Below are 25,536 nucleotides of genomic sequence, written 5' to 3' on the forward strand. Positions count from 1 at the left end.
GCTGGCGAAGATAGTGCATGCGGGCGTGCCGGGCGAGGGGGCGTTCAAGACAAAGCCACCGATCCGTGACAGGCTATCCCCATGGAGATGGTCAACGGATTCGCTGCGAAAGCTGCGCCGACGTGGCGCTGGACAAACGCGGCCTGGACCCCGCCAAGGGCAATTAATCGCCCTTTGAGCGGGCACAGGCGGCGGCCAAGGCCGGCCTGACGGTACAGCCGCTGGGCGTCAACCAACCGCTGACCACGGCCGTGCGCGGGACATTGTTGAATATCGTGGTTTGAAGGCGCGTCCCCGATTTATCCCCGGTCCTGTGCGCCGTGCCAGACGCGCAGGATGCGGACTTCATCCTCTACGATGTCATAGACCAGGATATAGGGATGCACGACCGCCAGTTCGCGCGTGCCGTCGGGGCGGGCCTTGCCGCGTTTGGGAAAGCTGGCGCCGGCTGTTGCCGGCGGTGAAAAGGTGTCGGACGATGCGGCTGGCGGCATATGGATTAAATTGCGCGATATAGGCCGCATGAGCCTGAAGGTCATCAATGGCGGTTTCGGTCCAGGTGACCAACGTCACCGGGGCACGCCCGAGCGGGGGGGCGGGGGGCAAAGCTTCGCCGCGTTCCAGGGCGTCGGCCAGTTTCAGCAGCCAGGGGCCGACCACGGCGTGCGGCACGACGCGACCGGCGGCGATGTCGGCGCGTGCCTCTTCGATGGCGCGTGCCTTACGCGCTTCGTCCACGTCGTCGAAGATGGAGCCAGCCTGTTCCATGGCAACGAGTATCGCACCCGGTGCAGTTCGGGGCAAGTCATGGGGTGTGCTGGCGGCTGTTGCGTCACTTTCGCAATGTCATGGGTCTGGAAACGGTAGCATTCGGTCGTTACGATACGTGCCAACGCACAAATCCGTACCGGCGGGGGCGCTGGGCGGGACATAAAAGAGGATTGTTGGGAAAATGGCCGGTATCGATAAGCGCATTACCGAGGAAGAAGCCCTTCTGCTGCATAGCAGCGGGCGTCCCGGTAAGCTGGAAATCACCCCTACCAAGCCGATGGCCACGCAGCGCGACCTGTCGCTGGCCTATTCGCCGGGGGTGGCCACGCCATGCCTGCGCATCCATGCCGACCCGTCCACGGCCTATGATTATACAGCCAAGGGCAATATCGTCGCCGTCATCTCCAACGGCACCGCCGTTCTGGGGCTGGGCGATCTGGGGGCCCTGGCATCCAAGCCGGTGATGGAGGGCAAGGCCGTCCTGTTCAAGCGCTTCGCCGATGTCGACGGTATCGACCTGGAGGTCGATACCCGCGATGTGGAGGAATTCATCAATTCCGTCCGCTATCTGGGTCCCAGCTTCGGCGGCATCAATCTGGAAGATATCAAGGCCCCGGACTGTTTCATCATCGAGCAGCGCCTGCGCGAATTGATGGACATTCCCGTCTTCCATGATGATCAGCATGGTACCGCCATCATCGCCGCCGCCGGCCTGTTCAACGCCCTGGAAATGACGGGCCGCGACATCAAGGAAACCAGGCTGGTCATCAATGGTGCCGGTGCCGCCGCCATCGCCTGTGCCGAGCTGTTCAAGTCCATGGGTATTCCGCACGGGAACATTACGCTGTGCGACACCAAGGGCGTGGTCTGGAAGGGCCGGGCCGAAGGCATGAACCAGTGGAAATCGGCCCATGCGGTGGTGACCGATGCCCGGTCGCTGGCCGATGCGGTCGCCGGGTCGGATGTGTTCGTGGGCCTGTCGGCCAAGGGGGCGATGACGCCCGCCATGGTGAAGTCCATGGCCAAGAACCCGATCATCTTCGCGCTCGCCAACCCCGACCCGGAGATCACGCCGGAAGAGGTGCGGCAGGTGCGTGACGATGCCATCGTCGCCACGGGCCGGTCGGATTATCCCAATCAGGTCAACAACGTCCTGGGCTTCCCCTATATCTTCCGCGGCGCCCTGGACGTGCGGGCCAGCACCATCAACGACCAGATGAAGATCGCCGCCGCCCGCGCGCTGGCGGCCTTGGCGCGCGAGGATGTGCCGGATGAGGTGGATGCCGCCTATTCCGGCCGCCGCCTGCGCTATGGCCCGGAATATATCATTCCGGTGCCGTTCGACCCGCGCCTGATCTCCACCATCCCCGCCGCCGTGGCCCAGGCGGCCATGGATACGGGCGTGGCGCGCAAGCCCATTGTCGATATGGATGAATATCGCCGGTCTCTGCGCCTGCGCCTGGACCCCACGGCGGACAGTTTGCAGTTGATCGCCGACAAGCTGCGCAGCAGCCCGCGCCGCGTGGTGTTCGCCGAGGGCGAGGAGGAGCGGGCCATCCGCGCCGCCATCGCCTACCGCTCCGGTGGGTTCGGCCACCCGGTCCTGATCGGGCGCGAGAATGTGGTGCAGGAAAAGCTGGCCAGCCTGGGCCTGTCGGGGGTGGAGCCGCTGGATATCCAGAATGCCCGTTTCGGCGCCCCGAATATCGAGCGCTATACCGATTTCCTCTATAAGCGGCTGCAGCGGCGCGGCCACCTGCACCGCGATTGTCAGCGCTGGGTCAACCAGAACCGCAATGTCTTTGCCGCCTGCATGGTGGCCACGGGCGATGCCGACGCGATGGTCACGGGCCTGACCCGGTCCTTCGCCGTCAGCTTCGAGGATATCGAACGCGTGATCGACCCACAGCCCGACCATATCGTCTTCGGCCTGTCGGTGCTGGCCACCCGCAAGCGTACCGTCTTCATCTCCGACACCACCGTGCATGAGCGTCCGACACCCGAACAACTGGCCGATATCGCCATCCAGTCGGCGCGCATGGCCCGCCAGATGGGCCATGAACCGCGCGTCGCCTTCCTGTCTTTCAGCAATTTCGGCCAGCCCATGCGAGACCGTGCCGCCCATGTGCGCGAAGCCGTATCGCTGATGGACAAGCGCAAGGTCGATTTCGAATATGACGGCGAGATGTCGGCGGATACGGCGCTTGATTACGATCTGATGAAGCGCCTGTACCCGTTCGCGCGCCTGTCAGGGGCGGCCAATGTGCTGATCATGCCGGCCCTGCACGCCGCCAATATCGGGGCCAAGCTGCTGCACAAATTCGGCGGCGGCAACCTGATCGGCCCGCTGCTGATCGGCATGGATAAGCCGGTGCAGGTGGTGCAGATGGGGGCCACCGTCAATGAGCTGACCACGGCGGCCATCATGGCGGCGCATGACAGTTTGGCACGGTAACGGGCGGGCGTAGGTCAGGTCGAGGGGCGTCAGCCCTGAGCCCTGACAGTAAAGGATCAAAGGCCTTTTCTGTCAGGGCTCGCGCGCTGCGCTCGACCTGACCTACGCGAAATCGTCACAGGCGGGCTCAATTATTAAGTTTCCGTGATGCTGTTACCCTGACCCTGCGGCAATGTTATCTCCTCCGGTCCCGCTCTATGGCGGGAGGGAAATGATAAGAATGGCAGGAACAGATGCGGTGGTATGAGGTGCGGCCGGTTCGGTTCGTGCTGATCGGGGTGGCGCTGGTCGGGCCGACGGCGGCGATCCTGCTGGCCTTGCTGCTGGCGGGGCATGTCGATGCCGGGGTGGCGCTGCCGGCGCTGCTGGTCAATGTCGTGGTGGCGGTGGCCATCCTGCGCATGATCCAGACCGATACGCGCCGCCTGACGGATTATGCCGAGATCCTGGGTGAGGCGTCGGAACCGGTGCCTGCGCCGGAACTGGACAGCATCACGGCGGAGTTCATCGCATCAGCCATGGCACGGGCGCAACAGGCTTGGCTGGACCGGGAAAGCAGGGATGCGGGGCGCGCCGGCCTGTTCGAGGCGGTGATCGACCAGCTGCATGACCCGGTCATCCTGCTGGGGCCGGGCCGGGAGGTGCGGCGCGCCAATCAGGCGGCCTGCAAGCTGTTCGGGGACCGGCTGCTGGACCGTGATCTGGCCAGTTCGGTGCGCACGCCCAGCCTGCTGGAGGCTGCCGATGCCGTGCTGGCCGGTGGGGCGTCACGCACGGTGGAGGTGCTGCTGCCGGTACCGGTGGAGCGCACGTTGCAGGCGCGGGTCAAGCCGTTCCGCCCGCCGGGGGAGGAGGGGCCGCTGCTGGTCCTGCTGACCCTGCACGACATCACGGTCCTGAAACGATCCGAGCAGATGCGGGCCGATTTCGTGGCCAATGCCAGCCATGAGCTGCGCACGCCGCTGGCGGCCCTGATCGGCTTCATCGAGACGCTGCGCGGGCCGGCCAAGGATGATCCGGCGGCGCATGAACGGTTCCTGGGCATCATGTTCGATCAGTCCAACCGCATGTCGCGGCTGGTCAATGATCTGCTGTCCTTGTCACGGATCGAGATGGACGAGCATTCGCCCCCCACCGAACAGGTGGATGTGGCCAAGATCGTGCGCAATGTCGCCGCGACTCTGGAGCTGCGCGCCGCATCGCGCAAGGTGAAGCTGCGCCTGGAACAGCCCGACAGCCTGCCGCCTGTCGTGGGGGACGAGGATCAGCTGTCCCAGGTGTTCCAGAACCTGATCGACAATGCCATCAAGTATGGCAAGGAACAGACGGAAGTGACGGTGGCCCTCACCGCCTCCACCCAGGGCAAGGCGGGCACGGTGCGCGGGCCGGCGGTGATGGTGGCCGTCACCGACCGGGGCGATGGCATCGCCCGCACCCATCTGCCGCGCCTGACGGAGCGATTCTATCGTGTGGACCCCGCCCGGTCGCGCGCGCTGGGCGGCACCGGGCTGGGGCTGGCCATCGTGAAGCATATCGTCAACCGCCACCGTGGCCGCCTGATCATCGACAGCGAGGTGGGCAAGGGCAGCACCTTTACCGTGATGCTGCCGGCGGCCAAGGCGGTGAAGGTTGTTGAGCGGGAGGTGGGGTAGAGGCGGCGGCGTTGCGCCCTCACCCTCCCAGGCCTTCGAAGGCCTGGGCCCCTCCCTCTCCCACGTTCGTGGGCGAGGGGAGAAGTTTTGCCCCTCGCCCGCTTGGCGGGAGAGGGAGGGGCCCGAACGCGTCAGCGTTTGGGAGGGTGAGGGTAAGCCCCTCTACTTCTTCTCCGCCGCTTCCTTTTCCGCCTTCTTCCGGGCCAGGAATTCCTTGGCTTCCGGTGCATTCAGGCCGCCATCGGCCATGAATTTCCAGGACCCGTCCTTCTGCTTGCGCCAGATGGTGACGTAGCGGGAGGGGGGCAGCTCCTCCTTGGTGCCGTCGGGTTTCAGCTTGTAATAGCGGGCCTTGCCCCAGGTATAGCCCAGGGTGCCGTCACCCGACACGGCACCATCCATCGGCCCCCAGTCGATCTCCAGGTCCGTACCGAAAAGGGTCGTCAGGGCGCTGGCGTCCGTGCCGGGCACGGGATCGTTCAGCATCAGTACCCGCGTCTCCGCATATTCGGCAAATGCCTTGCCCGGCCCCACCTCCTTGGCGCGGGCGGCAAAGGCGCGGTCAGCGTCCATCACGGCCTGGGCCGGGTGGCTTTGCGCCCAGACCGGCAATGTCATGAATGTTGCGCAGGTCAGCGCCCCGAAGGTGCGCGCCAGCGTGCCGGTCTTACGCCGGTTCTTGTCCGAAAAACCCATGTCCAGTTCCTTGCAAAAGTGAAATTTCCCTGCAATTTCAATGGTGAAGGACTCTGTGCCGGCTGCCAATGGCCAATGTGTAACGCGACTGTATCGCGCGTGGTGGCGGCGGGCTTTCGGAGGCGGTGTCATGGAACTGTAACGTAGATGTAGTATTTGCGTCTCGCAGCACCGCTATGGTCCCGGCACCCAGCAGGGACATGGCCACAGGGTGAAGGCAGGCATCATGGGATGCCAGGGCCTTTCCGTGAGCCGCCCAGTTAACCGGAGGCCCTTGTCGTGACCACCAAGAAGCTCGTCCTCGCCGCCGTTCTCGGCGCTGTTTCCTTCGTCGGCCTGGCCGGCGCTGCCGCTGCCCGCGACCAGATCCGCATCGTCGGCTCCTCCACGGTGTTCCCCTTCACCTCCACGGTTGTCGAGCGCTTCGGCCAGACCACGAAGTTCGGCGCTCCGATCCTGGAATCGACGGGCACCGGCGGCGGCATGAAGCTGTTCTGCTCCGGCATCGGCGCCGATTTCCCGGACGCCACGGGCGCTTCCCGCGCCATGAAGGCCAGCGAATACGACACCTGCCAGAAGAACGGCGTCGAGCAGATCACCGAGCTGGTCATCGGCTATGATGGTCTGACCTTCACGCAGTCCAAGAAGGGCAACCAGATCAGCATCACGAAGGCGCAGCTCTTCGCCGCTCTGGCCAAGGAAGTTGAAGTGAACGGCCAGATTGTGCGCAACCCGCACAAGACCTGGAAGGATGTCGACGCCGCCCTGCCGGCCATCGAGATCGAAGTGCTGGGCCCGCCGCCGACGTCCGGCACCCGCGACGCCTGGGTCGAGCTGGTGATGGAAACGGGCTGTAAGGAATTCCCGGCCATCAAGGCCCTGGACGCCACCCGCCACGCCGCCGTCTGCAAGACGATGCGTGAGGACGGCGCCTTCATCGAAGCCGGTGAGAACGACAACGTCATCGTGCAGCGTCTGGTCGCCAACCCTAATGCCTTCGGCATCTTCGGCTACAGCTTCCTGGAAGAGAATATCGACAAGCTGCATGGCGTGCCGGTCAACGGCATCGAGCCGAAGTACGAGACCATCGCTTCCGGTCAGTACCCGGTGTCCCGCCCGCTGTTCGTCTACTTCAAGAACCAGCATTTCGGCGTGATCCCCGGCCTGAAGGAATTCCTGGGCGAATACGCCTCGGAGCGCGCCATGGGTGACGATGGCTATCTGGCCGACAAGGGTCTGGTGCCGCTGCCTGCCGATAAGCGCAAGGCTTCCGAACAGGCGGCCCTGAAGCTGACCCCGATGGCCAAGCCGGCGTCGTAATGTGAAAGGCCGGGCCGGTACAGGACTCTTGCACCGGCCCGGTGTATAAGCAGATGGCGGAACCGGCGGCGTCAGACCTGATGCCGCCGGTTTGCCGTAACCGGTAAACTCCCCTGACAGCGGCGGATTGAACCACATGTCAGTAACCTTGACCGTAGCCGTCCTGTTGTTCCTGTCGCTGGCCGGATTCTGGCTGGGACGCAACAGGGCCGTGGCCGTGGCCGGCGGGCGCATCGCCAATCTGCACTCCGTTCCCAATTATTATGGCTCCTACATGGCCCTGTGGGCCGGTCTTCCGGCCCTGGTGCTGATCCTGGTGTGGGTCGCCCTGCGCGGCGCCGTCATGGACTGGATGGTTCTGTCGGCCATGTCGCCGGAACAGCTGGAGGCCTGGGCCCGCGTCATGCTTGCCCCGGCGGAGCTGGAAACGCTGCTGCCGTCCATCGCCGATGGCGCCTCGGCCCTGAGCCAGACGCATCGCCAGTTGCTGCTGATCAATATCAGCAATCTGGCTATCGGGCAGGCGCAGTATGTCAATCCCGGTGTCATCGACTCCATCACCCCCGCAGCCGGCCACTTGGCTCAACTGCGTGGTCTGGCCGACTGGACGCTGTTCGGCGTCGTCGTTGCCCTGGCTGGCGGTGTGCTGGCTTTCACATGGTCGAAGATCGGGCCAGAATTCCGCGCGCGCAACAATGTCGAACGCATCATCACGGCGTTGCTGGTGCTCTGCTCCACCATCGCCGTCCTGACGACGGTGGGCATTGTTCTGTCGCTGCTGTTTGAAAGCATCCGATTCTTCACCAAGGTGCCGATTACCGAGTTTCTGTTCGGTCTGCAGTGGTCGCCACAGACGGCCATCCGGGCCGATCAGGTGGGATCGTCCGGTGCCTTCGGTGCCGTGCCCCTGTTCACGGGCACCTTGCTGATCGCCACCATCGCGATGTTTGTGGCGGCCCCGGTCGGTCTGATGTCGGCCATCTACCTGTCCGAATATGCGCCCAAGCGGGTGCGCGGGCTGGTAAAGCCGGTGCTGGAAATCCTGGCTGGCGTGCCCACGGTGGTGTTCGGTTTCTTTGCCATCCTGACGGTCGCCCCCTTCATCCGTGATGTCGGTGCCTCGATGGGCATTCCGATTTCTTCCCAAAGCGCGCTGGCCGCCGGTGTGGTGATGGGCATCATGATCGTGCCCTTCGTGTCCTCGCTGGCTGACGACGTAATCAATGCGGTGCCGCAATCGCTGCGTGACGGTTCTTACGGTCTGGGCGCTACCAAGTCGGAAACGATCAAGCAGGTACTGCTGCCCGCCGCTTTGCCCGGCATCGTGGGTGCCATGCTGCTGGCTGTCAGCCGCGCCATCGGCGAGACGATGATCGTGGTGATGGCTGCCGGCCTCCAGGCCAGCCTGACCCTGAACCCGCTGGAAAGCGTCACCACAGTGACGGTGCAGATCAAGTCCATCCTGGTCGGTGACCAGGAGTTTGACAGCGCCAAGACGCTGTCGGTCTTCGCCCTGGGTCTGGTCCTGTTCCTGGTGACCCTGGCGTTGAATGTCGTTGCCCTCCGCATCGTCCAGAAATACCGGGAAAAATATGACTGAGATCGCAGAGCCGATGCCCACAGCCATGCCCGTGTCCCTTCACACCGGCGACGCCGCCACCAAGCGACTGAAGGCGCGCTATGCCGCCGAACGCCGCTTCCGCCTTTATGGCATCCTGGCCATTCTGTTCGCCTGCTCGATGCTGGTCATCCTGCTGTCGACCCTGCTGAAGGAAGGCACGTCCGCCTTCTTCCAGACGGAGGTCAAGCTGGCGGTGACCATCGATGCCGGCACCATCGACCCGCAGGGTACCGGCAACCCGGCCGAGTGGGATCGTGGTGCGTTCCAGACCCTGGTGACCGACGCGCTGTACAAGGCGTTCCCGGACGTCACGGGCCGGACGGAGAAGCGCGACCTGCGCGGTCTGGTCAGCCCCGTAGCCGGTGTTCGCCTGGGCCAGATGCTGGACAAGAACCCGGCCCTGGTTGGTCAGACGATTGAGGTCTGGCTGCCCGCGTCCGACGGTATCAACCAGATCGTCAAGGGCGGCATCGACCGCGACCTGCCCGAGATTGAGCGTCCGATCAACGACAAGCAACTGGCCTGGTTCGACAGCCTTCAGCAGCGTGGAGACGTGAAGTCGGCCTTCAATACCACCTTCTTTACCGCCAGCGACAGCAACTACCCTGAATTGGCAGGCTTGCTTGGTGCGGCGGTAGGGACGCTGTTGACGATGCTGGTCACGCTGGCCATCTCCCTGCCCATCGGCGTTGCTGCGGCGGTCTATCTGGAAGAATTCGCGCCCAAGAACCGGTTTACCGAGATCATCGAGGTGAACATCAACAATCTGGCGGCCGTGCCCTCCATCGTGTTCGGTCTGCTGGGTCTGGCGGTGTTCCTCAACTTCTTCGGTATGCCGCGTTCTGCCCCGCTGGTCGGTGGTCTGGTGCTGGGCCTGCTGGTGCTGCCCACCATCATCATCGCCAGCCGCGCGGCGCTGAAGGCGGTTCCGCCGTCAATCCGCGAGGCAGCGCTGGGCATGGGCGCCTCGCGCCTGCAGACGGTGATGCACCATGTGCTGCCGCTGGCCATGCCGGGCATCATGACGGGCACCATCATCGGCATGGCCCATGCTGTGGGTGAGACGGCACCGCTGCTGATGATCGGTATGAATGCCTTCGTCACGTCGGCACCCGATAGCCTGCTAGCCAGTTCCTCGGTCCTGCCCGTGCAGATTTTCATCTGGGCGGACAAGCCGGAACGCGGCTTTGTCGAACTGACCTCGGCCGCCATCCTTGTGCTGCTGGCCTTCCTGATCCTGATGAACGGTGCCGCCATCTGGCTGCGCAAGAAATTCGAACGTCGGTGGTAACAATGGACAGCATGACCCTGAACAAGCCTGTACAAGCCGCCGTCACCCAGCCGGTGAAGGTGTCGGCCCGCGACGTGAAGGTCTATTACGGCGCCAAGCGCGCCCTGCACGGCGTCAATGTCGATATCTACCAGAACGAGGTTCTGGCCATGATCGGCCCCTCGGGCTGTGGCAAGTCCACGTTCCTGCGGACCCTGAACCGCATGAACGACACGATCGATATCTGCCGCGTCGAGGGCAAGATCCTGCTGGATGGCGAGGATATCTACGATCCCAAGCTGGACGTGGTGCAGCTGCGCGCCCGGGTCGGCATGGTGTTCCAGAAGCCGAACCCGTTTCCGAAGTCGATCTATGAAAATGTGATCTACGGGCCGAAGCTGCATGGCCTGGCCACCCGCAAGGACGAGTTCGACGCCATCGTCGAAACCTCGCTAAAGCGCGCCGGCCTGTGGAACGAGGTCAAGGATCGCCTGCATGAGCCGGGCACCGGCCTGTCGGGTGGTCAGCAGCAGCGCCTGTGCATCGCGCGCGCCGTTGCCGTCAGCCCGGAAGTCATCCTGATGGATGAGCCCTGCTCGGCCCTTGACCCCATCGCCACCGCGCATATCGAAGAGCTGATCGACGAACTGCGCGAGAGCTTCACCATCGCCATCGTCACCCACAACATGCAGCAGGCCGCCCGCGTGTCGCAGCGCACGGCCTTCTTCCACCTGGGCGATCTGGTGGAGGTCGGTGACACGGAAGAGATTTTCACCAACCCGCGCGACGAGCGCACCCAGGGGTACATCACCGGCCGTTACGGTTGATACCTGTCCCCCAACCAACGCTCTTTACGCTTTGAGGGTTTACGTCCATGTCGCCGACCGAACATACCGTCAAGTCCTTTGAGGCGGAATTGCAGCGCCTGTCCAACCTGATCGCCCAGATGGGCGGCGTGGTGGAGGCGCAGGTGGAAGCGGCCGTGCAGGCCGTGGGCCGCCGCGATGTCGAAGGCGCCACCAAGGTCATGCAGGGCGATGCCCGCCTGGATGAGTTTGAACGCCAGATCGAACATGATGCCATCCGCATGCTGGCGCTGCGCGCACCGGTCGGCGTGGATTTGCGTGAGGTGCTGGCGGCGCTGAAAATCTCCGCCGATCTGGAGCGCACGGGCGACTATGCCGCCAATATCGCCAAGCGCTCCATCGCGCTGGCCCAGCTTCCCGTGATGCGCCCGGCCGGGACCATCCCGCGCATGGGCCGTCTGGTGCAGGAAATGCTGAAGGATGTGCTGGACGCCTATATCGACCGCGATGTCGACAAGGCCGTGGCCGCCTGGCACCGAGATGAAGAGCTGGATGACCTCTATACCAGCCTGTTCCGTGAGGTCCTGACCTATATGATGGAAGACCCGCGCAACATCACCCCCTGCACGCATCTGCTGTTCATTGCCAAGAACCTGGAACGCGCCGGCGACCATGCGACGAACATCGCGGAGACCGTGCATTTCCTGGTCCGGGGCCAGCCGCTGACGGCGGAACGGCCCAAGGGCGACAAGTCCAGCTTCACCATCATTGAACCGGTCGAGGGCGAGGGCTGAGTTAGCCCCGCCCCGCCACCATCTAGCGCCAAGGGACCCCGATGAACGCCGCCTTGAAGCCGCTGATCCTGGTTGTTGAAGACGAGGCCGACCTCGTCACGCTGCTGTCCTACAACCTGGAACGCGAAGGGTTCCGGGTCATCACCGCCGGTGACGGGGAAGAAGCCCTGTTGCTGGCCGATGAGCGCAGCCCGCATCTGATCCTGCTGGACTGGATGCTGCCGCTGATGAGCGGGCTGGAGGTCTGCCGCCAGTTGCGCCGCAATCCCAAGACCCGTGAGACGCCCGTCATCATGCTGACGGCACGTGGGGAGGAGGCCGACAAGGTCCGCGGCCTGAATAGCGGGGCGGATGATTACCTGTCCAAGCCGTTCAGCCCCACCGAACTGGTCGCCCGCATCCGCGCCGTCCTGCGCCGTGCCTCGCCGGGTCTGGCGGAAGAACTGCTGCGCTTCTCCGACATCTCCATGGATCTGGCGGCGCACCGCGTGCGGCGCGGGGGCCGGGATATCCATCTGGGGCCGAAGGAATTCGCCCTGCTGCGCCATTTCATGCAGCATCCGGGGCGGGTTTTTTCGCGTGAACAGTTGCTGGACATCGTCTGGGGCCACGACGTCTATGTCGAGCTGCGCACCGTGGACGTGCATATCCGCCGGCTGCGCAAGGCGCTGAACGAGACGGAAGAACAGGATGTGATCCGCACCGTTCGGTCGGCGGGTTATGCGCTGGATAACAAGACGACGATGTGAGTTTTGATGGGCGTCGCATGCGGGCATTCGCCCTTATGCGACCTACGGTTCAGACGTAGGTCGCATAAGCGCAAGCGCATGCGACGTGTGGCAACCCCTATCCCAACTGCCGGCGCAGATGGTTCAGCACGTCGGTGCGGGTCAACAGGCCCAGGAACACCGGGCCGTCCATGATGATGGCCACCATGTTGCGGTTGAACAGGGCGCGCAGGTCGGCCATGGTCGCGGTCACGGGCAGGGTTTCCAGACGGTTGACCATGGCCGTATAGACCTTGTCGCGGAACCGCGCCGGGTCCTTTTCGACATGCAGCAGCAGGTCGCTTTCATCCAGGATGCCGATCACCCGTTCGCCTTCCATCACGGGAAGCTGTGACACGTCGGAAATCCGCATCCGCTTGTACGCGGTCAGCAGCGTATCCTCCGGCCCCACCGTCACCACCTGGCCCTTGTCGAAGCGGCGGGTCATCAGGTCGCGCAGGTCATTGTGCCGTTCGCGCGGGGTGAAGCCGTGATCTTCCATCCAGGCATCGTTGAACATCTTTGACAGGTACTTGTTGCCCGTGTCGCAGACAAACGTGATGACCTTCTTGGGCGTCGTCTGCGCCCGGCAATATTTCAGCGCCGCCGCGAACAGCGTGCCCGATGAGGACCCGGCCAGGATGCCCTCCAGCCGCAGCAGGTCGCGCGCGGCGTTCAGGCTTTCGGTATCGCTGACATAGTAGGCGGCCTTGGCGTACTGAAGGTCGCAGATGGGGGGCACGAAATCCTCGCCCACGCCTTCGACCACCCAGGAACCGGGTTCGTCATGCGTGCCCTTGTTCACCAGATCGGCGATGATGGACCCCACCGGGTCGGCGATGACCATGGCGGTCTTTGGGCTGGCCTTGGCGAAGAAGGTGCCCAGGCCCGTGAAGGTGCCGCCAGAGCCGATGCCGGCCACCACCGCGTCGATGTCGCCGCCCATCTGGTCCAGCATCTCCGGACCCGTCCATTCCTCATGCGCGCGGGGATTGGCGGGGTTGGCGAACTGGTTCACATAGAAGCTGCCGGGGATTTCATTCGACAGGCGTTCGGCAATGTCCTGGTAATAGGCGGGGTGGCCCTTGCCCACATCCGACCTTGTGATGTGGATCTGTGCACCCAGGGCGCGCAGATTGTTGATCTTTTCGGTGGCCATCTTGTCCGGGATGACCAGGATCAGGCGGTAACCCTTGGCCGCACAGACCAGGGCCAGACCCAGGCCGGTATTGCCTGCCGTCGCCTCGATGACCGTGCCGCCGGGGGCCAGCTTGCCCTCTGCCTCCGCCGCCTCGATCATCTTGAGCGCGATACGGTCCTTGATGGAGCCGCCGGGATTCTGGTTCTCCAGCTTCAGATACAGCTCGCACGGGCCGGTATCGAAACGGGTGATACGGACGATCGGGGTGTTGCCGATCATGGACAGGATGGCGGGTGCGCCGGACATGTTTCCCCCCTGGGGCAAATGGTTTTGCCCTAAGGGAACCGCATCCTCAAACCACCCGCAAGGGGGTGTGAAATAACGAAATCAAGCTGCGGCGCGGGTGCGATCCGCGCACGATTCCGGCGGAATTGGCCGCCCATCCGCATTGATCAAACCCGCCTGGAAAAGCGCTTCGACATTATCGGTCAGATTCTCAGCGCAGGCTGGCCGTTCCCAGCCCTCCAGCCAGTTCTGTTCCAGGAAGGCCAGGATGGCGGGCTGACCCAGTTCCACCTCCCACAGGATGCCCAGGAGCGAGGCCAGCGCCTCTTCCCGTATCTGGTCATCCTGGCCCACGGCCAGCGCGCGGTTGGCCTCGTCCACGCGACCGGACTCAGGGCCCGCACCCAGGCCGAAATCGATCAGGCCCCGGCGTTCGGGCGGGGCCACCAGCCAGTGCGCCACCTCATGGATCAGGACATAGGCCTCTGACCGGGTGCGGATGGCGTGACCGTCATAGGAAAAGGCGGCCTGCGGCTCCTCATCGATCACGCCGATGCCAAAGCGGCGGGCCAGATCCACACCCGCCGCCCGGTGGGAAGGCGTGTCCACACCCAGCGCGATCAGATCGCGCGTGGCCGCAATGCGGGCCAGCACCTTGGCCGTCCGGCTTTCGGGGGCCAAGTGGCGGGCAACGGCGGCCAGGGCGTCCGGGAGGATGTGTTCGGGGATGGTGGTCAATTGCATGGCGTGCAGAAGATAGCCGCCCGTGCCCTGGCGTGAAGTGCCAAACAAGCGCGGCGGGATATCGCGCGGCGCAGAGGTGGCGGGCGAATCATGGTGTTAGCAAACCAAGGATATAGGCCTTGGCCGATGCGGCATCCCGTGCCCGCAGCGCCCCGCGCTGCCACAGGTCGCACAGGCCATGCACCTCTCCCCAGGCGCGCATGACGCGGTCGCGGATCGCGATGGAGAAGCCGGCCGGATCGTCCACCCGGCGGAAGGCCTTGCCCGCAAGGCGCGTGACCTTGGCGACCGACGGGGCCAGGGCCGGATGGGTCAGATAATCCTGTCCCGGAATGCCATACATCAGGGCGTAGAGGGCGGGCCGGTCCAGGGCGAAATCCACATAGGCGCGATAGAGCGGGCCGGGGCAGGGCTGTCCCCCCTCGCCATCGAACCCGGCCTGGATCACGGCGGCCAGCCCATCGAACCCCTGTGCCGCCAGGGCCAGGGTCAGTTCATGCTTGTCCGCGAAATGGCGATAAAGCGCGCGGTGATTGACACCGACCGCCGCCGCGACCGCGCGGAAGGACAGGGCCTCCGGGCCGCCTGCCTCCACCATGGCCAGGGCCGCCGATAGGGATGCGGCGCGCAGGTCGCCATGGTGAAAGCTGTCGCGGCGGGGGGCCAAGTCGGTGGTCAGGACCGCTTGGGGCTGACGTACCATTCCACCACCATCTTCGACACGGGGCTGCCGGCGCCGTCCAGGATCTCCACCTCCACGGGGAAGCGCACCTTGCCCGAGGATTCCAGTTCCGCCCGCAGATCGGCACCCGACCGGCCCGTGCGGGCCACGGCGCGCAGGTCGCCCTTGGCCACGGCCAGATACTGGATCGTGGCCTGGGCCGCCACGGGGCGGATGCCCGCCAGGACAGGCGCCATGGCCCCGGCCATCGCCCCGCCGCTGGCCGTCTCCGCCAGCGTGAAGATGACGCCGGCATGGGGCGTGCCGATATGGTTCTTCACCTCCGCCCGGTCGGTCACCCGGGCCTCGGCGGTGCCGTCGCCAATGCTGACCAGATCAATGCCGCAATGGCGCACGAAGGGCAGGGAACCCACCATCTGCTGGCGGATCATGTCATAGACCATCTTGGGCCTCACCTTGAACAACAGGGGAAGGATGATTTTCAGCATGGCTTGAAGTCTCCGATGGAGACATTGAGTGAAAGCGAACGATCGGTCAAGAATTTTGTCCGGTGTCAGCCCGCCTTGGCGCGAGCTGCGGCGAGGAGGTTGATTGCCTGCTGGGTCAGCGCCATACGCTGTTCAGCGTGGGCATAGAGGTCGGCGGGAAACAGGGCCTGGATGGCGGGCGTCACGTGGCTGTCGATGGCGATGACGATCCGTTCCTGGTCCGTCTGGTTCTCCACCTGATGCGGCAGGGCGAAATCGCCTGTCCACAGGGTGCCGGGCGGATAGGCCACCTTCTCATGCCCGATCCAGGTGAAGGCATCCGCCGGCACCCGCACCGGCAGCAGCAGACGGCAGATGTTCAGATGCAGGGCCTGATGGTCAAAATGCCATTTCAGGTCCACACCCGGCGGCTGCCGCGTGATGTGCAGACCGAACGGATCAATACCGGCATCGCGCAGCAGGTCGGTCAGCAGGGGGATATGGGCCAGCGGCGGCTGTGGCACCGGCATCCCCTTCGGGTCCGTGTACAGCAAGGTGATGGCCGTCCAATCGCCGCTGGGGTTGCCGAAACGGTTGCGCTGCTCATCCGGCACGCTGTCGATGGCCGCCTGAACCTGCTGCTCCAGCATGCCGGGATCGACCCTTATGCTGGACGCTGCCGACAGCATCAGGCCAGACCCGACTGTCATTTCCTGCCAGGGAAGCAGCGCCGCCATCGCCTTACCGCCGATGGAACAGCATGACGCGGAAGGCGGGTTCTTCCGGCCCCTTGGCCATCTGCATGCCCAGTTCCTCGCCCAGGAAGGCGGTGCGGTCGAATTCCGGGAAATGGGTGTCGCCCACGGGGCTGGCCGCAATCTCGGTCAGGAATACGCGGTCGGCCAGGGGCAGGGCGGCGGCGTAGATCTGTGCCCCACCGATCACCATCACCTCGTTCCCGCCGGCCTCTTCCGCCAGGCGCTTGCCCGTGGCGATGGCGGTTTCCAGGTCATGGACGACAATCGCGCCCTCTGCCACGAAATCGCGGTTGCCGGTGATCACGATATGCGGGCGACCGGGCAGCGGCTTGGACCCGAAGCTTTCCCAGGTCTTGCGGCCCATGATCATGGGCTTGCCCATGGTCACCTGCTTGAAGAAGCGCAGATCATTGGGCAGCTTCCAGGGCATGCGGCCTTCATGACCGATAACCCCGTTGCGGGCGACGGCGGCGATCACGGAAAGGAACAAGGCGAAGTCTCCAGACGGTCGATGGGTGACAATAGCCGCCCGCCGGGCTAATGAACAACCACTTGCAGCATGACTGGCAAAGCAGGGCCGACAAGCGATGCGCCATCCCGAACAGCAATATCTGGACCTGATGGAAGACATCCTGGCTCGTGGCGACGCCCGCGTGGACCGGACGGGTGTGGGCACCAAATCCCTGTTCGGGGCCATGATGCGGTTCGACCTGTCGGATGGGACGGTCCCCATCCTGACCACCAAGCGCGTCTATTGGAAACTGGCGGTCAAGGAGATGCTGTGGTTCCTGACCGGCGGCACCAATATCCAGCCGCTGCTGAAGGAAAAGGTCACCATCTGGACCGACTGGCCGCTCGCCACCTATCGCCGGGAAACGGGGGAGGCGATCAGCCAGAAGGATTTTGAGCAGAGGATTGTCGAGGATGACGCCTTCGCCACCCGTTGGGGCGAGTTGGGGCCGGTCTATGGCAAGCAATGGCGCCGCTGGCTGGGTCCCGATGGGCGCGAACATGACCAGATCGCGGCCCTGATCAAGGGCCTGCGCGAAACACCCGCCAGCCGTCGCCTGCTGTTCCATGCCTGGAATGTGCCGGACCTGGGCGGCATGGCCCTGCCGCCCTGCCACATGGTCTATCAGTACCATGTCACCAGTGATGGCCGTCTGAATGGCCTGATGTATCAGCGCAGCTGCGACGTGCTGCTGGGTCTGCCCTTCAACCTGACCGGCGCCGTGGCCTTGCAGGCCATGCTGGCGCAGCAGGCGGGGCTGCGCCTGGGGGAGTTTGTGTGGATGGGTGGGGATGTGCATCTCTACCTCAACCACCTGGACGCCGCCCGCGAACAACTGTCCCGCACCCCGCGCCCCCTGCCGCGCCTGACCCTAACCCCGCGCGCCGACAGCATCGACGCCTACCGGATCGAGGATTTCGTGGTCGAAGGTTACGACCCGCACCCGCCGATCAAGGCGGATGTGGCGGTATGAGCGGCACCCTGCCCAGAAAATAATCAATATTTTACAGTATGATGGCCGTGTTTTTCGTGGGAAGCTGACGGTACTTCAGCCCAGCCGGAGATGCCCCGCGATGACCCGCTTGCGTTCGCTTGCCCTGTCGCTTTGCCTTGCTACTGCGCTGTGCGCGATACCGGCCATGGGGGCCTGGGCGCAGAAGGAAGGGGCGGTGGTCACGGCGCTGCCCATGGGCAAGGCCATGGTGTCGTCGGCGGACCCGCGTGCCACCGATGCGGGGCGGGAAATCCTGCGCCAGGGCGGGTCGGCGGCCGATGCGGCGGCGGCCCTGATGCTGGCCCTAACGGTGGTGGAGCCGGAATCGTCGGGCATCGGCGGCGGCGGCTTCCTGCTGTATCACCCCGCCGGCAGCAAGGACACGTTCAGCTATGACGGGCGGGAGGAGGCGCCATCGGCGGCCAAGCCCGACCGCTTCATGAAGAACGGCCAGGAAATGGATTATGAGCTGGCGCGGGCCGGCGGCCTGTCGGTGGGTGTGCCGGGCAATATCCGCCTGATTGAGCTGGCCCATGCCCGCCATGGCAAGCTGCCCTGGAAGGCTTTGTTCCAGCCGGCGATTCGGCTGGCGCGCGACGGCTTTGTCGTCACGCCGCGCATGGTGAAGATGCTGGAGGAACAGAAGCCGCTGCTGTCCGTGTCACGGGAAGCGCAGGCGCTTTATTACCAGCCCGACGGGTCGCCCAAGCCGGCGGGATCGGTGATCAAGAACCCCAAGCTGGCCGATCTCCTGACCCTGGTGGCGGAGAAGGGGGCGGACGCCTTCTACAAGGGGCCGGCGGCGGATCGGCTGCGCGCGGCGGTGGCCAACGCGGCCCGCAACCCCAGCATCATCACGGCGGATGATATGGTGAATTACCGCGCCGTGCCGCGCCCGCCTGTCTGTGGCACCTACCGCGTCTACACGGTCTGCGGCATGGGGCCGCCTTCGTCCGGTGGGATTGCCGTTCTGACCATCCTGAAACAGATGGAAGGGTTCGATATTCCGGCCATGGGGCCGAACAGCCTGGAGGCCTGGCATATCATCGGCGAATCGATGCGGCTGGCTTATGCCGACCGGGCCAAATGGCTGGGTGATCCCGACCATGTGAAGGTGCCGGTAGAGGGGCTGACCGACCCCGCCTATATCAAGGAGCGGGCCAAGCTGATCGACCCGAAAAAGGCCATGCCCAAGGCGCCGGCGGGCAACCCGAAGGATGCGCCGCGCGTGTCGGAGATCCCCGACAATGAAATCCCCGGCACCACCCATTTCTCCGTCGCCGATGAATGGGGCAATGTCGCCTCCATGACCTCCACCATCGAGGATATCTATGGCTCCGGCATCATTGTGGACGGCTATGTGCTAAATAATGAGCTGACGGATTTCAACTTCATCCCCGATGTAGACGGTGTACCCACCGCCAACCGGGTGGAGCCGGGCAAACGCCCGCGCAGTTCCATGTCGCCCACCATCGTCTATGACCAGAGCGGTCAGGCCGTGCTGGCCATCGGGGCCGCCGGCGGGCCGACCATCATCGCGCAGGTCGCCAAGGCCATTGTCGGGGTGCTGGACTGGAAGCTGGATGTGCAATCAGCACTCGCCCTGCCCACCTTCATGGGCAGCGGGGAGACGATCCGCATCGAGGCGGGGACGGCGGTTGGCGGCATGGCCGACCAGCTGCGCGCCATGGGCCATGAGGTGGTGGTCGATGATTTCGGGGGCAAGCTGAACGGGATTGACAAGATGACGGGCCAGTGGCGCGGCGGTGCGGACCCACGGTCGAACGGGACGGCGGGGGCGCCTTAAGGGGGCTGTGGTTCCCTGCTCTTGCTCCCTCACCCTCCCATCGGTTGACACCGATGGGCCCCTCCCTCGCCCACGAAGTGGGAGAGGGAGGGGCCCGAACGCGCCAACGTTTGGGAGGGTGAGGGCGGATGCCTATTCAGCCCCCGAACATCCCCCTTTAAACCCGCGTCGCAATCGCCTATATGAAGCCTGTCGGGTTCGCCCGACTATGGGGATAAACGCGGTGTGGAATAGACGTTGCGGACCCGGGGGCGGTACCCGGCGCCTCCACCATTCACCTTTGGCCTGATGGCCATTGGTTCATGGGGGCGAAACAGGATCGACGCGCGTAATAAAGGCATAGTCTTCCCTCGGCATGATACCGCCGTTATCGGGTCAAACCTCATAGATGCCAACGATAACTCGGCGTCTGACCTTCGCATGGCTGCCTAATTCCCCCTTAAGGGCGTTAGTCAGTTAGCTTAGTTCGCAGCCCGGGGGGAGCTGGGCAACAGAATCCCCCCACCTTATTATTTTGTTCCCTTGAGAAGCCGGGCGGGCGCATCCGTGCCTTTGAGTGCCCGGTTAAGCCCCCATTCCCGCATGGCTGCACGCGGGAACGCAGACATTTGCGCCCGACGCTTGATTATCCGACCGTAATAGGCTTGTCTGGGGCCAGATGGGGGACGGTCTGTTCCGTCGCGTTCGTTGCCAGGGGTTCGCTTAACCGATGTCCGAGGAAATGCTCCGCTATGACCGCATGGTCGAGGCCGCCAAGCGTGGCGTCGTCAGACAGGCCCTGCGCGAGGTTCTGAACCGGGGCGGACAGCTGCCGGGCGAACATCATTTCTATGTCACCTTCCGCACCGATGCCGAAGGGGTGGATATCCCGGACTATCTCCGCGCCAAGTACCCGACGGAGATGACCATCGTCCTGCAGTACCAGTTCTACGACCTGACGGTGGAAAACGATAAGTTCGCCGTCACCCTGTCGTTCGGCGGTGTGCTGCGCCGGCTGGTCGTTCCCTACATCACCATCATCACCTTCGCCGACCCGTCGGTGAATTTCGTCCTGCAGTTCCAGCCCGATGATATGCCGGACCTGCTGGTGGATGAGGAGGAGATGGAGCACGACGCGGGAGAGGTCACGGTCGCAGTGGACGAGCCCGATGACGATACGCCCAAGCCGACCGGCACCGTCGTCGCCCTGGATGCCTTCCGCAAGAAGTAAGGCCCGCCCATGGCCCCGCGCCGCCCGCCCCCGTTTGTCACCCATGTTCTGGAGCTGATGCAGCCGCTGGGGCCGGTGGTGGCGCGGTCGATGTTCGGCGGCTGGGGCCTGTCGCTTGACGGGCTGACTTTCGCCCTGGTCGCGGGTGAGGAGCTTTATCTGAAGACCGATGCGCAGAACCGCCCCACCTATGAGGCGCTGGGCCTGCCTGCCTTCGCACCCTATGAGGACCAGCCAGAGCGGACGATGAATTATCATCGGCCGCCCGCGGACGCGCTGGAGGATTCCGACAGCCTCATGGTCTGGGTCCGGCCTGCGTTCGAGGTGGCGTTGCGCGCACCCCGTAAGCCGAAGAAGAAATAGCGGTCCAAGCTGCCTTTCCGCACGGTCGTGCGCTTTCCGGCTTGACGGCGCAGGCGGGTTCGGGCGTCCTGTGCGCCAACCATAATCCCAGGCTGGGGAGCGCCTTAAATGACCGAGCATGTGCTGGTGAGTGACGCCGACGGCGTGCGCACGATCACCCTGAACCGCGCCGACAAGCGCAACGCCCTGACCGCCGCCATGTATGCCGCGATGGCCGAGGCGTTGAAGAGCGCGCCCGATGCCGGCATCCGCGCCGTCCTGTTCCAGGGGGCGGGCGGGTTCTTCACCGGCGGCAATGATATCGGCGATTTCCTGGCCAACCCGCCCGCCAATGATGAGGCGCCGGTGTTCCAGTTCCTGTTTGCGCTGGCGACATCGCCGCTGCCCCTGGTGGCGGCGGTGGAGGGGATGGCGGTCGGCGTGGGCACCACCATGCTGCTGCATTGCGATCTGGTCTATGCGTCGCCCGACGCGCGCCTGCATGTGCCGTTCGTCGATCTTGGGCTGGTGCCGGAGGCGGCCAGTTCCATCCTGATGCCGCGCACCATGGGCCATGCCCAGGCGGCCCGCATGCTGATGCTGGGTGAACCACTGGGTGCCGATGAGGCGCTGGCCACGGGCATCCTGTCGGGCATCGTGCCCGCCGCCGATCTGGCGGCAACCGCACTGACCAAGGCCAAGGCCCTGGCCGCCAAGCCGGTGGGTGCCATGCGCCAGACCAAGGCCCTGATGCGGCCCAATCAGGCAGAGGTGCTGGCCACCATGAAGAAGGAAGGCCAGATTTTCGGCGCCTGCCTGCGCTCCCCCGAAGCCATGGCGGCCTTCCAGGCCTTCATGATGAAGGGGAAGAAGTAAGGGTTGGGGATGCGGGGCGGCATTTTGTGTAGCCCCTTGGTGGATGTGGCGGCGGGGGCGGCGATGCGGTAGAGCTATGCCGCCCTGCAACATGACCGGTTCTCTGCCCCATGATCCGCCGCCTTGCCGCCCTTGCCACCACCCTGCTGGCCCTGTCCGGCCCCGCTGCCGCACAATCGGCCCTGTTCGGGATGGAGACGACGGACCAGACCGCGCCCTTGTGGGAAGCCAGCATCCTGGCCGCCGGTGGCTATGTCGCGCACTATCCGGCGGCATCTGAGGGACAGTTCAAGGCGCTGCCGGTACCGTTCCTGATCTATCGCGGCGACAATCTGCGCATCGGCGACAACGGCTTCATCCGCGCGCGCCAGGAAATGGCCGATGGGCGGTTTGAGCTGGATATCGGTCTGGACGGGTCGTTCGATGTCGACAGCAAGGACAACAAGGCCCGCGAGGGCATGCCCGACCTGGACCTGCTGATCGAGGCGGGGCCCAAAGCCACCTGGCATTTCATGCCCAAGCATGCGGATGTACAGGTCGATCTGGGCGTGGAGGTGCGTGCCGTCATCGCCACCCGCCTGATCGGGTTTGATTATGAAGGCATCAGCGTCAATCCGGAACTGAGTTGGTCCGACCGCTCGCTGGGCGGGACCAAGCTGCGCGGCTATGCCTCCATCGGCCCCGTCTTCGGCTTTGACGGGGTGAATGATTATTTCTACGGCGTCGATGCCGCCTATGCCACGGCCAGCCGCCGGGCCTACAAGGCCGATGACGGCTATATCGGCACCAAGGCCACGCTGGGCGTGGCCTATCCCATCAATGATCGTCTGCTGGTGTTCGGTGCGGCGCAGGTCGGCTATTACGGCGGGTCGGCGAACGAGGACAGCCCCCTGTTCCGCGACAAGACCAATTACAGCGTCGGCATGGGCGTGCGCTGGTCCTTCTGGCAGTCGGACGCCCGCGTGCCGGTGGTGCGCTGAGTTCTCTGCCCATTTGGGCGGCAGTGCCGTTTGAATGGGCAGGTGCTCTGGTGGTGGGGGTATGGGAAAGCGTTGTCAGGGGCCGGATTGGCACTTGGCACGCGTTTAGCAAAGTGCTTCCGGCACATGCACGGGGATATTGGGTAACCCCACCGGTTGGCGACAAACGGTCGGCATGATGTTGAAATTGGGGTCCCCTCACGGGGATCTGGCTGGGGGTCGACGCCCGGCAGTGGGGTGACCTGCTGCCGGGCGTTGTTTGTTTGGGGGGTGCTTTGCGCTGAAGATCAGGTGGTTCTGATCCGATAAAAAACATGCCGACGCAGGGGATGTCCTTCCGCCAGCCGGGGATGGTCGAAATCCATCGCCGGTTCGTGGCGAAGGCCGATCCGTTCCATGACGGCGCGTGAGGCACGGTTATGCGGCACGGTGAATGATACGATCTCCCGCAATCCCGCCGGGCCGAACCCGTAGTCCAGGGCCGCCTTCGCCGCCTCTGTCGCGTAGCCCCGCCCCTGGAAGGCCGGCGACAGGCGCCAGCCGATTTCAACGGCAGGCAGGAAACCGGCATCGAAGGTGACGGGCATCAGGCCGGCCATGCCGATCAGCGCGCCCGACGCCTTTTCCACCACAGCCCAGTAGCAGAAACCATGTTCGGCCTGAAACCCCTGCTGCCGCTGGATGCTAGCGGCATTCATCTCCCGCGTGAAGGGACCGGCCAGCCATTGATAGACGGCGGGGTCATCATTGATGGCGGTGAGGGCGTCCAGGTCGCTGTCGAGCCAGGGGCGCAGGAGCAGGCGGGGCGTGTGGATCATTCCTTTATTATGCCTGATCGTCATATTTACTTTATGTGTTGTGGGTTCTGAATTTCGATAATGTGCTTAATTTCTTTGACTTGATCATAGTCATTGCTCTCGATAATTTGAATGATTTCATCAGAAATGCGAACCATTAAAATATAGTTCCTATTCATGTTAGATAAAATAGCATATAAAAAATATAGAATGGCTGATATTAAAAATAAAATAAATAAAATTGTCGGTGGAAATGCTATAGATAGCCAAGCTATTAATTCAAATAACTGAAAAATATCTGGATTTATCGATAAAATGATAAAAAATACAATCGATAATGAGAGAAATATAAAAATAGCCATAGGTAGATGACTGCTGCGACCTATCCATATCTCTGATATTTCTGAAATTTTAAACTCACCTCCATTTTTACGCAATTTTCCCTTAGTGATACTGAGAGTGCTATTTGAATAGATGATTTCATCTTCCATCTGAATTCCCCGCATAGGAATCGCACAAGATTGGTAAGAAATTGGGTGTTGCGAATTCAAACTATGTCCCACATCGGACGAAGCAGCCACACTCAATCCACCATCCGCACCTGTGGCAGCCCAATCCCCGCCGCGACCCGTTCGCGCAGCACATCGCGGCGGAAGCGGTGCAGTTCCGCCGGGCGGCCACCGGTATGGGCTTCCTGGGAGCCGGTGGCCTCCACCAGACCGCCGGCCAGGACCAGACGGCGGAAATTCTGTTTGTGAAGCTGCACGCCCGACAGTGCCTCCACCGTCCGCTGCAACCGGAACAGGGTGAATTGCTGGGGCAGCAGGTCGAACACCAGGGGGCGGTATTTCAGCTTGCCGCGCAGCCGGCCAAGCGCCACGGCCAGGATGCGGCGGTTATCCTGGGCCATGGGGGTGCCCATCTGGATGGCCAGATCGGGTTCATTCAGGTGGCCATTGTCCAGGGTCAGGCCCAGACGCTGGCGGATGGCGCGGTCGCGCAACGCCTCTTCCACCAGACCGGCGCTGTAGAGCAGTTCGTAGCGTTCCAGCACGCGTTCGGTGTCCCACAGCTCCTCTTCGGCAAAAGTGGTGGAGACACGTTCGGCGCGGGCGGCGGCGATGGCGCTGTCGGGGGCGGCCGCGATCCAGCGCGACAATGCGGGCATGATGGTACGGGTCAGCAGGGCGGGGCGGCCATCGCGCCAATCCTCCCATGGGAAGTAATCGTACCAATCGTGCCATTCGGCGGCCCCGCTGCCCGACAGCGGTGCCTCCCGCACCAGCGCCATATAGCCGACGGAAACGACGCGCGACCCGCCCTCCAGCTCACGCGGGTCGCGATACTTGTCCCCGAACGTATAAAGCTGTTCGACATAGCGCAGCGGCAGGCCCGTCTGTTCCTCCACCCAGCGGCGCAGACCCTGTTCCAGGGTGCGATCGCGGTCGGCGGTAAAGGGGCCGAAGGGCAGGGCGTCCTGCCCTGCGGTGGCATCCCGCTGTTCCGGCGTGGCGAGGTTGTGCGTCATGCGCCGCACCACCAGCACGCGCGGCACCTCGTCCGTCACGGCGACGATGACGGCGGTCAGGCCCAGCACTGTCGAGTCGGGCACGGGCACGGGTCGCTTGCTCCCTCTCTGGCGGACGGGTCGGAACGGTCGGATTCGAAAAGAAAGCCGTAGTCGCTTGTAAAGCAATGGAATGCCGTATGCCAGCCCGTCGGCAGCATAAGCGTTCCGGAACGCCGAACTGTCACCCGACCCTCTTTCTGACGACGCATAAAAGGAGCAA

26 protein-coding genes and 1 other RNA gene are annotated in these 25,536 nt (G+C 63.9%); 16 read left to right on the forward strand and 11 right to left on the reverse strand.

The window, feature by feature from the left end; genetic code table 11:
* Positions 1-299: 299 nt before the first annotated feature.
* Positions 300-494 (reverse strand): type II toxin-antitoxin system RelE/ParE family toxin, encoded by a 195-nt coding sequence (locus ACT6Q8_RS00940; protein ID WP_444733767.1) that lies wholly within the window; start codon positions 492-494, stop codon positions 300-302.
* Between the two features lie 28 nt (positions 495-522).
* On the opposite strand from ACT6Q8_RS00940, the gene ACT6Q8_RS00945 reads away from it, so the two are divergent.
* The 3 genes from ACT6Q8_RS00945 to ACT6Q8_RS00955 all read left to right on the forward strand — a co-directional run bounded on the left by ACT6Q8_RS00945 (position 523) and on the right by ACT6Q8_RS00955 (position 4,878).
* The gene (locus tag ACT6Q8_RS00945; RefSeq protein ID WP_444733877.1) at positions 523-867 is read left to right on the forward strand and encodes a hypothetical protein; all 345 of its coding nucleotides are present in this window, start codon (positions 523-525) and stop codon (positions 865-867) included.
* Positions 868-952: 85 nt separating this feature from the next.
* On the forward strand, positions 953-3,226 hold the full coding sequence (locus tag ACT6Q8_RS00950; protein ID WP_444733766.1) for an NADP-dependent malic enzyme: 2,274 nt from the start codon (positions 953-955) through the stop codon (positions 3,224-3,226).
* 233 nt (positions 3,227-3,459) lie between these two features.
* On the forward strand, positions 3,460-4,878 hold the full coding sequence (locus tag ACT6Q8_RS00955) for an ATP-binding protein (protein ID WP_054165799.1): 1,419 nt from the start codon (positions 3,460-3,462) through the stop codon (positions 4,876-4,878).
* A 162-nt stretch (positions 4,879-5,040) separates the two neighbouring features.
* Here the strand turns inward: ACT6Q8_RS00955 and ACT6Q8_RS00960 are convergent, their stop codons facing one another.
* Positions 5,041-5,574, reverse strand: coding sequence for a hypothetical protein (locus tag ACT6Q8_RS00960; protein WP_156344370.1), 534 nt, complete (start codon positions 5,572-5,574; stop codon positions 5,041-5,043).
* Between the two features lie 279 nt (positions 5,575-5,853).
* On the opposite strand from ACT6Q8_RS00960, the gene ACT6Q8_RS00965 reads away from it, so the two are divergent.
* The 6 genes from ACT6Q8_RS00965 (at position 5,854) to phoB (ending at position 12,134) form a co-directional block, all read left to right on the forward strand.
* Entirely contained in the window at positions 5,854-6,894 is a 1,041-nt protein-coding gene (locus ACT6Q8_RS00965) for a substrate-binding domain-containing protein (RefSeq protein ID WP_444733765.1), read from the forward strand.
* 136 nt (positions 6,895-7,030) lie between these two features.
* Positions 7,031-8,494: a phosphate ABC transporter permease subunit PstC gene (gene pstC / locus ACT6Q8_RS00970; RefSeq protein WP_054165802.1), complete on the forward strand. Its 1,464-nt coding sequence runs from the start codon at positions 7,031-7,033 to the stop codon at positions 8,492-8,494.
* Positions 8,487-9,806: a phosphate ABC transporter permease PstA gene (pstA, locus tag ACT6Q8_RS00975; protein WP_082371904.1), complete on the forward strand. Its 1,320-nt coding sequence runs from the start codon at positions 8,487-8,489 to the stop codon at positions 9,804-9,806. Before pstC ends, pstA begins: the two co-directional genes overlap by 8 nt.
* 2 nt (positions 9,807-9,808) lie before the next feature.
* Positions 9,809-10,612: a phosphate ABC transporter ATP-binding protein PstB gene (pstB, locus tag ACT6Q8_RS00980; RefSeq protein ID WP_054165804.1), complete on the forward strand. Its 804-nt coding sequence runs from the start codon at positions 9,809-9,811 to the stop codon at positions 10,610-10,612.
* Positions 10,613-10,659: 47 nt separating this feature from the next.
* Positions 10,660-11,385 (forward strand): phosphate signaling complex protein PhoU, encoded by a 726-nt coding sequence (gene phoU, locus ACT6Q8_RS00985; RefSeq protein ID WP_444733764.1) that lies wholly within the window; start codon positions 10,660-10,662, stop codon positions 11,383-11,385.
* Between the two features lie 41 nt (positions 11,386-11,426).
* On the forward strand, positions 11,427-12,134 hold the full coding sequence (phoB, locus tag ACT6Q8_RS00990) for a phosphate regulon transcriptional regulator PhoB (protein WP_054165806.1): 708 nt from the start codon (positions 11,427-11,429) through the stop codon (positions 12,132-12,134).
* A gap of 97 nt (positions 12,135-12,231) precedes the next feature.
* Here phoB and ACT6Q8_RS00995 read toward each other — a convergent pair whose 3' ends face one another.
* From ACT6Q8_RS00995 to ACT6Q8_RS01020, 6 genes are all read right to left on the reverse strand, one after another.
* Positions 12,232-13,599, reverse strand: a complete 1,368-nt coding sequence (locus tag ACT6Q8_RS00995; RefSeq protein ID WP_444733763.1) for a pyridoxal-phosphate dependent enzyme — start codon at positions 13,597-13,599, stop codon at positions 12,232-12,234.
* Between the two features lie 81 nt (positions 13,600-13,680).
* Positions 13,681-14,370, reverse strand: a complete 690-nt coding sequence (locus ACT6Q8_RS01000; protein WP_444733762.1) for a hypothetical protein — start codon at positions 14,368-14,370, stop codon at positions 13,681-13,683.
* A 40-nt stretch (positions 14,371-14,410) separates the two neighbouring features.
* A complete protein-coding gene (locus tag ACT6Q8_RS01005; protein ID WP_444733761.1) occupies positions 14,411-15,025 on the reverse strand; it encodes a TetR/AcrR family transcriptional regulator in 615 nt (204 codons plus the stop codon).
* Positions 14,998-15,492: a PaaI family thioesterase gene (locus ACT6Q8_RS01010; RefSeq protein WP_444733760.1), complete on the reverse strand. Its 495-nt coding sequence runs from the start codon at positions 15,490-15,492 to the stop codon at positions 14,998-15,000. The genes ACT6Q8_RS01005 and ACT6Q8_RS01010 overlap by 28 nt, the downstream gene beginning before the upstream one ends.
* Before the next feature lie 65 nt (positions 15,493-15,557).
* Positions 15,558-16,208: an aspartyl/asparaginyl beta-hydroxylase domain-containing protein gene (locus tag ACT6Q8_RS01015; protein WP_444733759.1), complete on the reverse strand. Its 651-nt coding sequence runs from the start codon at positions 16,206-16,208 to the stop codon at positions 15,558-15,560.
* A gap of 4 nt (positions 16,209-16,212) precedes the next feature.
* Positions 16,213-16,719 carry a dihydrofolate reductase gene (locus tag ACT6Q8_RS01020; RefSeq protein ID WP_054165811.1) on the reverse strand — a complete coding sequence of 169 codons (507 nt, stop codon included), beginning with the start codon at positions 16,717-16,719 and terminating at the stop codon, positions 16,213-16,215.
* A 97-nt stretch (positions 16,720-16,816) separates the two neighbouring features.
* Between ACT6Q8_RS01020 and thyA the strand changes: the two genes are divergently transcribed.
* From thyA to ACT6Q8_RS01055, 7 genes are all read left to right on the forward strand, one after another.
* A complete protein-coding gene (gene thyA / locus ACT6Q8_RS01025; protein ID WP_444733758.1) occupies positions 16,817-17,713 on the forward strand; it encodes a thymidylate synthase in 897 nt (298 codons plus the stop codon).
* A gap of 100 nt (positions 17,714-17,813) precedes the next feature.
* A complete protein-coding gene (gene ggt / locus ACT6Q8_RS01030) occupies positions 17,814-19,541 on the forward strand; it encodes a gamma-glutamyltransferase (RefSeq protein ID WP_444733757.1) in 1,728 nt (575 codons plus the stop codon).
* A 152-nt stretch (positions 19,542-19,693) separates the two neighbouring features.
* Positions 19,694-20,047: a transfer-messenger RNA gene (gene ssrA / locus ACT6Q8_RS01035) on the forward strand.
* A gap of 203 nt (positions 20,048-20,250) precedes the next feature.
* The gene (locus ACT6Q8_RS01040; protein WP_444733756.1) at positions 20,251-20,751 is read left to right on the forward strand and encodes an SspB family protein; all 501 of its coding nucleotides are present in this window, start codon (positions 20,251-20,253) and stop codon (positions 20,749-20,751) included.
* Positions 20,752-20,760: 9 nt separating this feature from the next.
* The gene (locus ACT6Q8_RS01045) at positions 20,761-21,114 is read left to right on the forward strand and encodes a TfoX/Sxy family protein (RefSeq protein WP_444733755.1); all 354 of its coding nucleotides are present in this window, start codon (positions 20,761-20,763) and stop codon (positions 21,112-21,114) included.
* 108 nt (positions 21,115-21,222) lie between these two features.
* Complete coding sequence (locus ACT6Q8_RS01050) at positions 21,223-21,969, forward strand: enoyl-CoA hydratase-related protein (protein WP_444733754.1); 747 nt, start codon at positions 21,223-21,225, stop codon at positions 21,967-21,969.
* 110 nt (positions 21,970-22,079) lie between these two features.
* Positions 22,080-22,949 (forward strand): MipA/OmpV family protein, encoded by an 870-nt coding sequence (locus ACT6Q8_RS01055; RefSeq protein ID WP_444733753.1) that lies wholly within the window; start codon positions 22,080-22,082, stop codon positions 22,947-22,949.
* 287 nt (positions 22,950-23,236) lie between these two features.
* Here ACT6Q8_RS01055 and ACT6Q8_RS01060 read toward each other — a convergent pair whose 3' ends face one another.
* From ACT6Q8_RS01060 to ACT6Q8_RS01070, 3 genes are read right to left on the reverse strand one after another with little or no spacing between them, the layout of a single operon-like run.
* Complete coding sequence (locus tag ACT6Q8_RS01060) at positions 23,237-23,767, reverse strand: GNAT family N-acetyltransferase (protein WP_444733752.1); 531 nt, start codon at positions 23,765-23,767, stop codon at positions 23,237-23,239.
* A 26-nt stretch (positions 23,768-23,793) separates the two neighbouring features.
* The gene (locus tag ACT6Q8_RS01065; protein ID WP_444739324.1) at positions 23,794-24,333 is read right to left on the reverse strand and encodes a hypothetical protein; all 540 of its coding nucleotides are present in this window, start codon (positions 24,331-24,333) and stop codon (positions 23,794-23,796) included.
* Positions 24,330-25,364, reverse strand: a complete 1,035-nt coding sequence (locus tag ACT6Q8_RS01070; RefSeq protein WP_082371906.1) for an NrtR DNA-binding winged helix domain-containing protein — start codon at positions 25,362-25,364, stop codon at positions 24,330-24,332. The genes ACT6Q8_RS01065 and ACT6Q8_RS01070 overlap by 4 nt, the downstream gene beginning before the upstream one ends.
* Positions 25,365-25,536: the final 172 nt, after the last annotated feature.

This window comes from Niveispirillum sp., assembly GCF_052437035.1.
Lineage (GTDB): Bacteria > Pseudomonadota > Alphaproteobacteria > Azospirillales > Azospirillaceae > Niveispirillum.

Coding starts and splice junctions, on each gene's coding strand:
- ACT6Q8_RS00940 (WP_444733767.1), bottom strand. CDS start 494: ATGCCGCCAGCCGCATCGTCCGACACCTTTTCACCGCCGGCAACAGCC.
- ACT6Q8_RS00945 (WP_444733877.1), top strand. CDS start 523: ATGAGCCTGAAGGTCATCAATGGCGGTTTCGGTCCAGGTGACCAACGT.
- ACT6Q8_RS00950 (WP_444733766.1), top strand. CDS start 953: ATGGCCGGTATCGATAAGCGCATTACCGAGGAAGAAGCCCTTCTGCTG.
- ACT6Q8_RS00955 (WP_054165799.1), top strand. CDS start 3,460: ATGCGGTGGTATGAGGTGCGGCCGGTTCGGTTCGTGCTGATCGGGGTG.
- ACT6Q8_RS00960 (WP_156344370.1), bottom strand. CDS start 5,574: ATGGGTTTTTCGGACAAGAACCGGCGTAAGACCGGCACGCTGGCGCGC.
- pstC (WP_054165802.1), top strand. CDS start 7,031: ATGTCAGTAACCTTGACCGTAGCCGTCCTGTTGTTCCTGTCGCTGGCC.
- pstA (WP_082371904.1), top strand. CDS start 8,487: ATGACTGAGATCGCAGAGCCGATGCCCACAGCCATGCCCGTGTCCCTT.
- pstB (WP_054165804.1), top strand. CDS start 9,809: ATGGACAGCATGACCCTGAACAAGCCTGTACAAGCCGCCGTCACCCAG.
- phoU (WP_444733764.1), top strand. CDS start 10,660: ATGTCGCCGACCGAACATACCGTCAAGTCCTTTGAGGCGGAATTGCAG.
- phoB (WP_054165806.1), top strand. CDS start 11,427: ATGAACGCCGCCTTGAAGCCGCTGATCCTGGTTGTTGAAGACGAGGCC.
- ACT6Q8_RS00995 (WP_444733763.1), bottom strand. CDS start 13,599: ATGTCCGGCGCACCCGCCATCCTGTCCATGATCGGCAACACCCCGATC.
- ACT6Q8_RS01005 (WP_444733761.1), bottom strand. CDS start 15,025: ATGGTACGTCAGCCCCAAGCGGTCCTGACCACCGACTTGGCCCCCCGC.
- ACT6Q8_RS01010 (WP_444733760.1), bottom strand. CDS start 15,492: ATGCTGAAAATCATCCTTCCCCTGTTGTTCAAGGTGAGGCCCAAGATG.
- ACT6Q8_RS01015 (WP_444733759.1), bottom strand. CDS start 16,208: ATGGCGGCGCTGCTTCCCTGGCAGGAAATGACAGTCGGGTCTGGCCTG.
- thyA (WP_444733758.1), top strand. CDS start 16,817: ATGCGCCATCCCGAACAGCAATATCTGGACCTGATGGAAGACATCCTG.
- ggt (WP_444733757.1), top strand. CDS start 17,814: ATGACCCGCTTGCGTTCGCTTGCCCTGTCGCTTTGCCTTGCTACTGCG.
- ACT6Q8_RS01040 (WP_444733756.1), top strand. CDS start 20,251: ATGTCCGAGGAAATGCTCCGCTATGACCGCATGGTCGAGGCCGCCAAG.
- ACT6Q8_RS01045 (WP_444733755.1), top strand. CDS start 20,761: ATGGCCCCGCGCCGCCCGCCCCCGTTTGTCACCCATGTTCTGGAGCTG.
- ACT6Q8_RS01050 (WP_444733754.1), top strand. CDS start 21,223: ATGACCGAGCATGTGCTGGTGAGTGACGCCGACGGCGTGCGCACGATC.
- ACT6Q8_RS01055 (WP_444733753.1), top strand. CDS start 22,080: ATGATCCGCCGCCTTGCCGCCCTTGCCACCACCCTGCTGGCCCTGTCC.
- ACT6Q8_RS01060 (WP_444733752.1), bottom strand. CDS start 23,767: ATGATCCACACGCCCCGCCTGCTCCTGCGCCCCTGGCTCGACAGCGAC.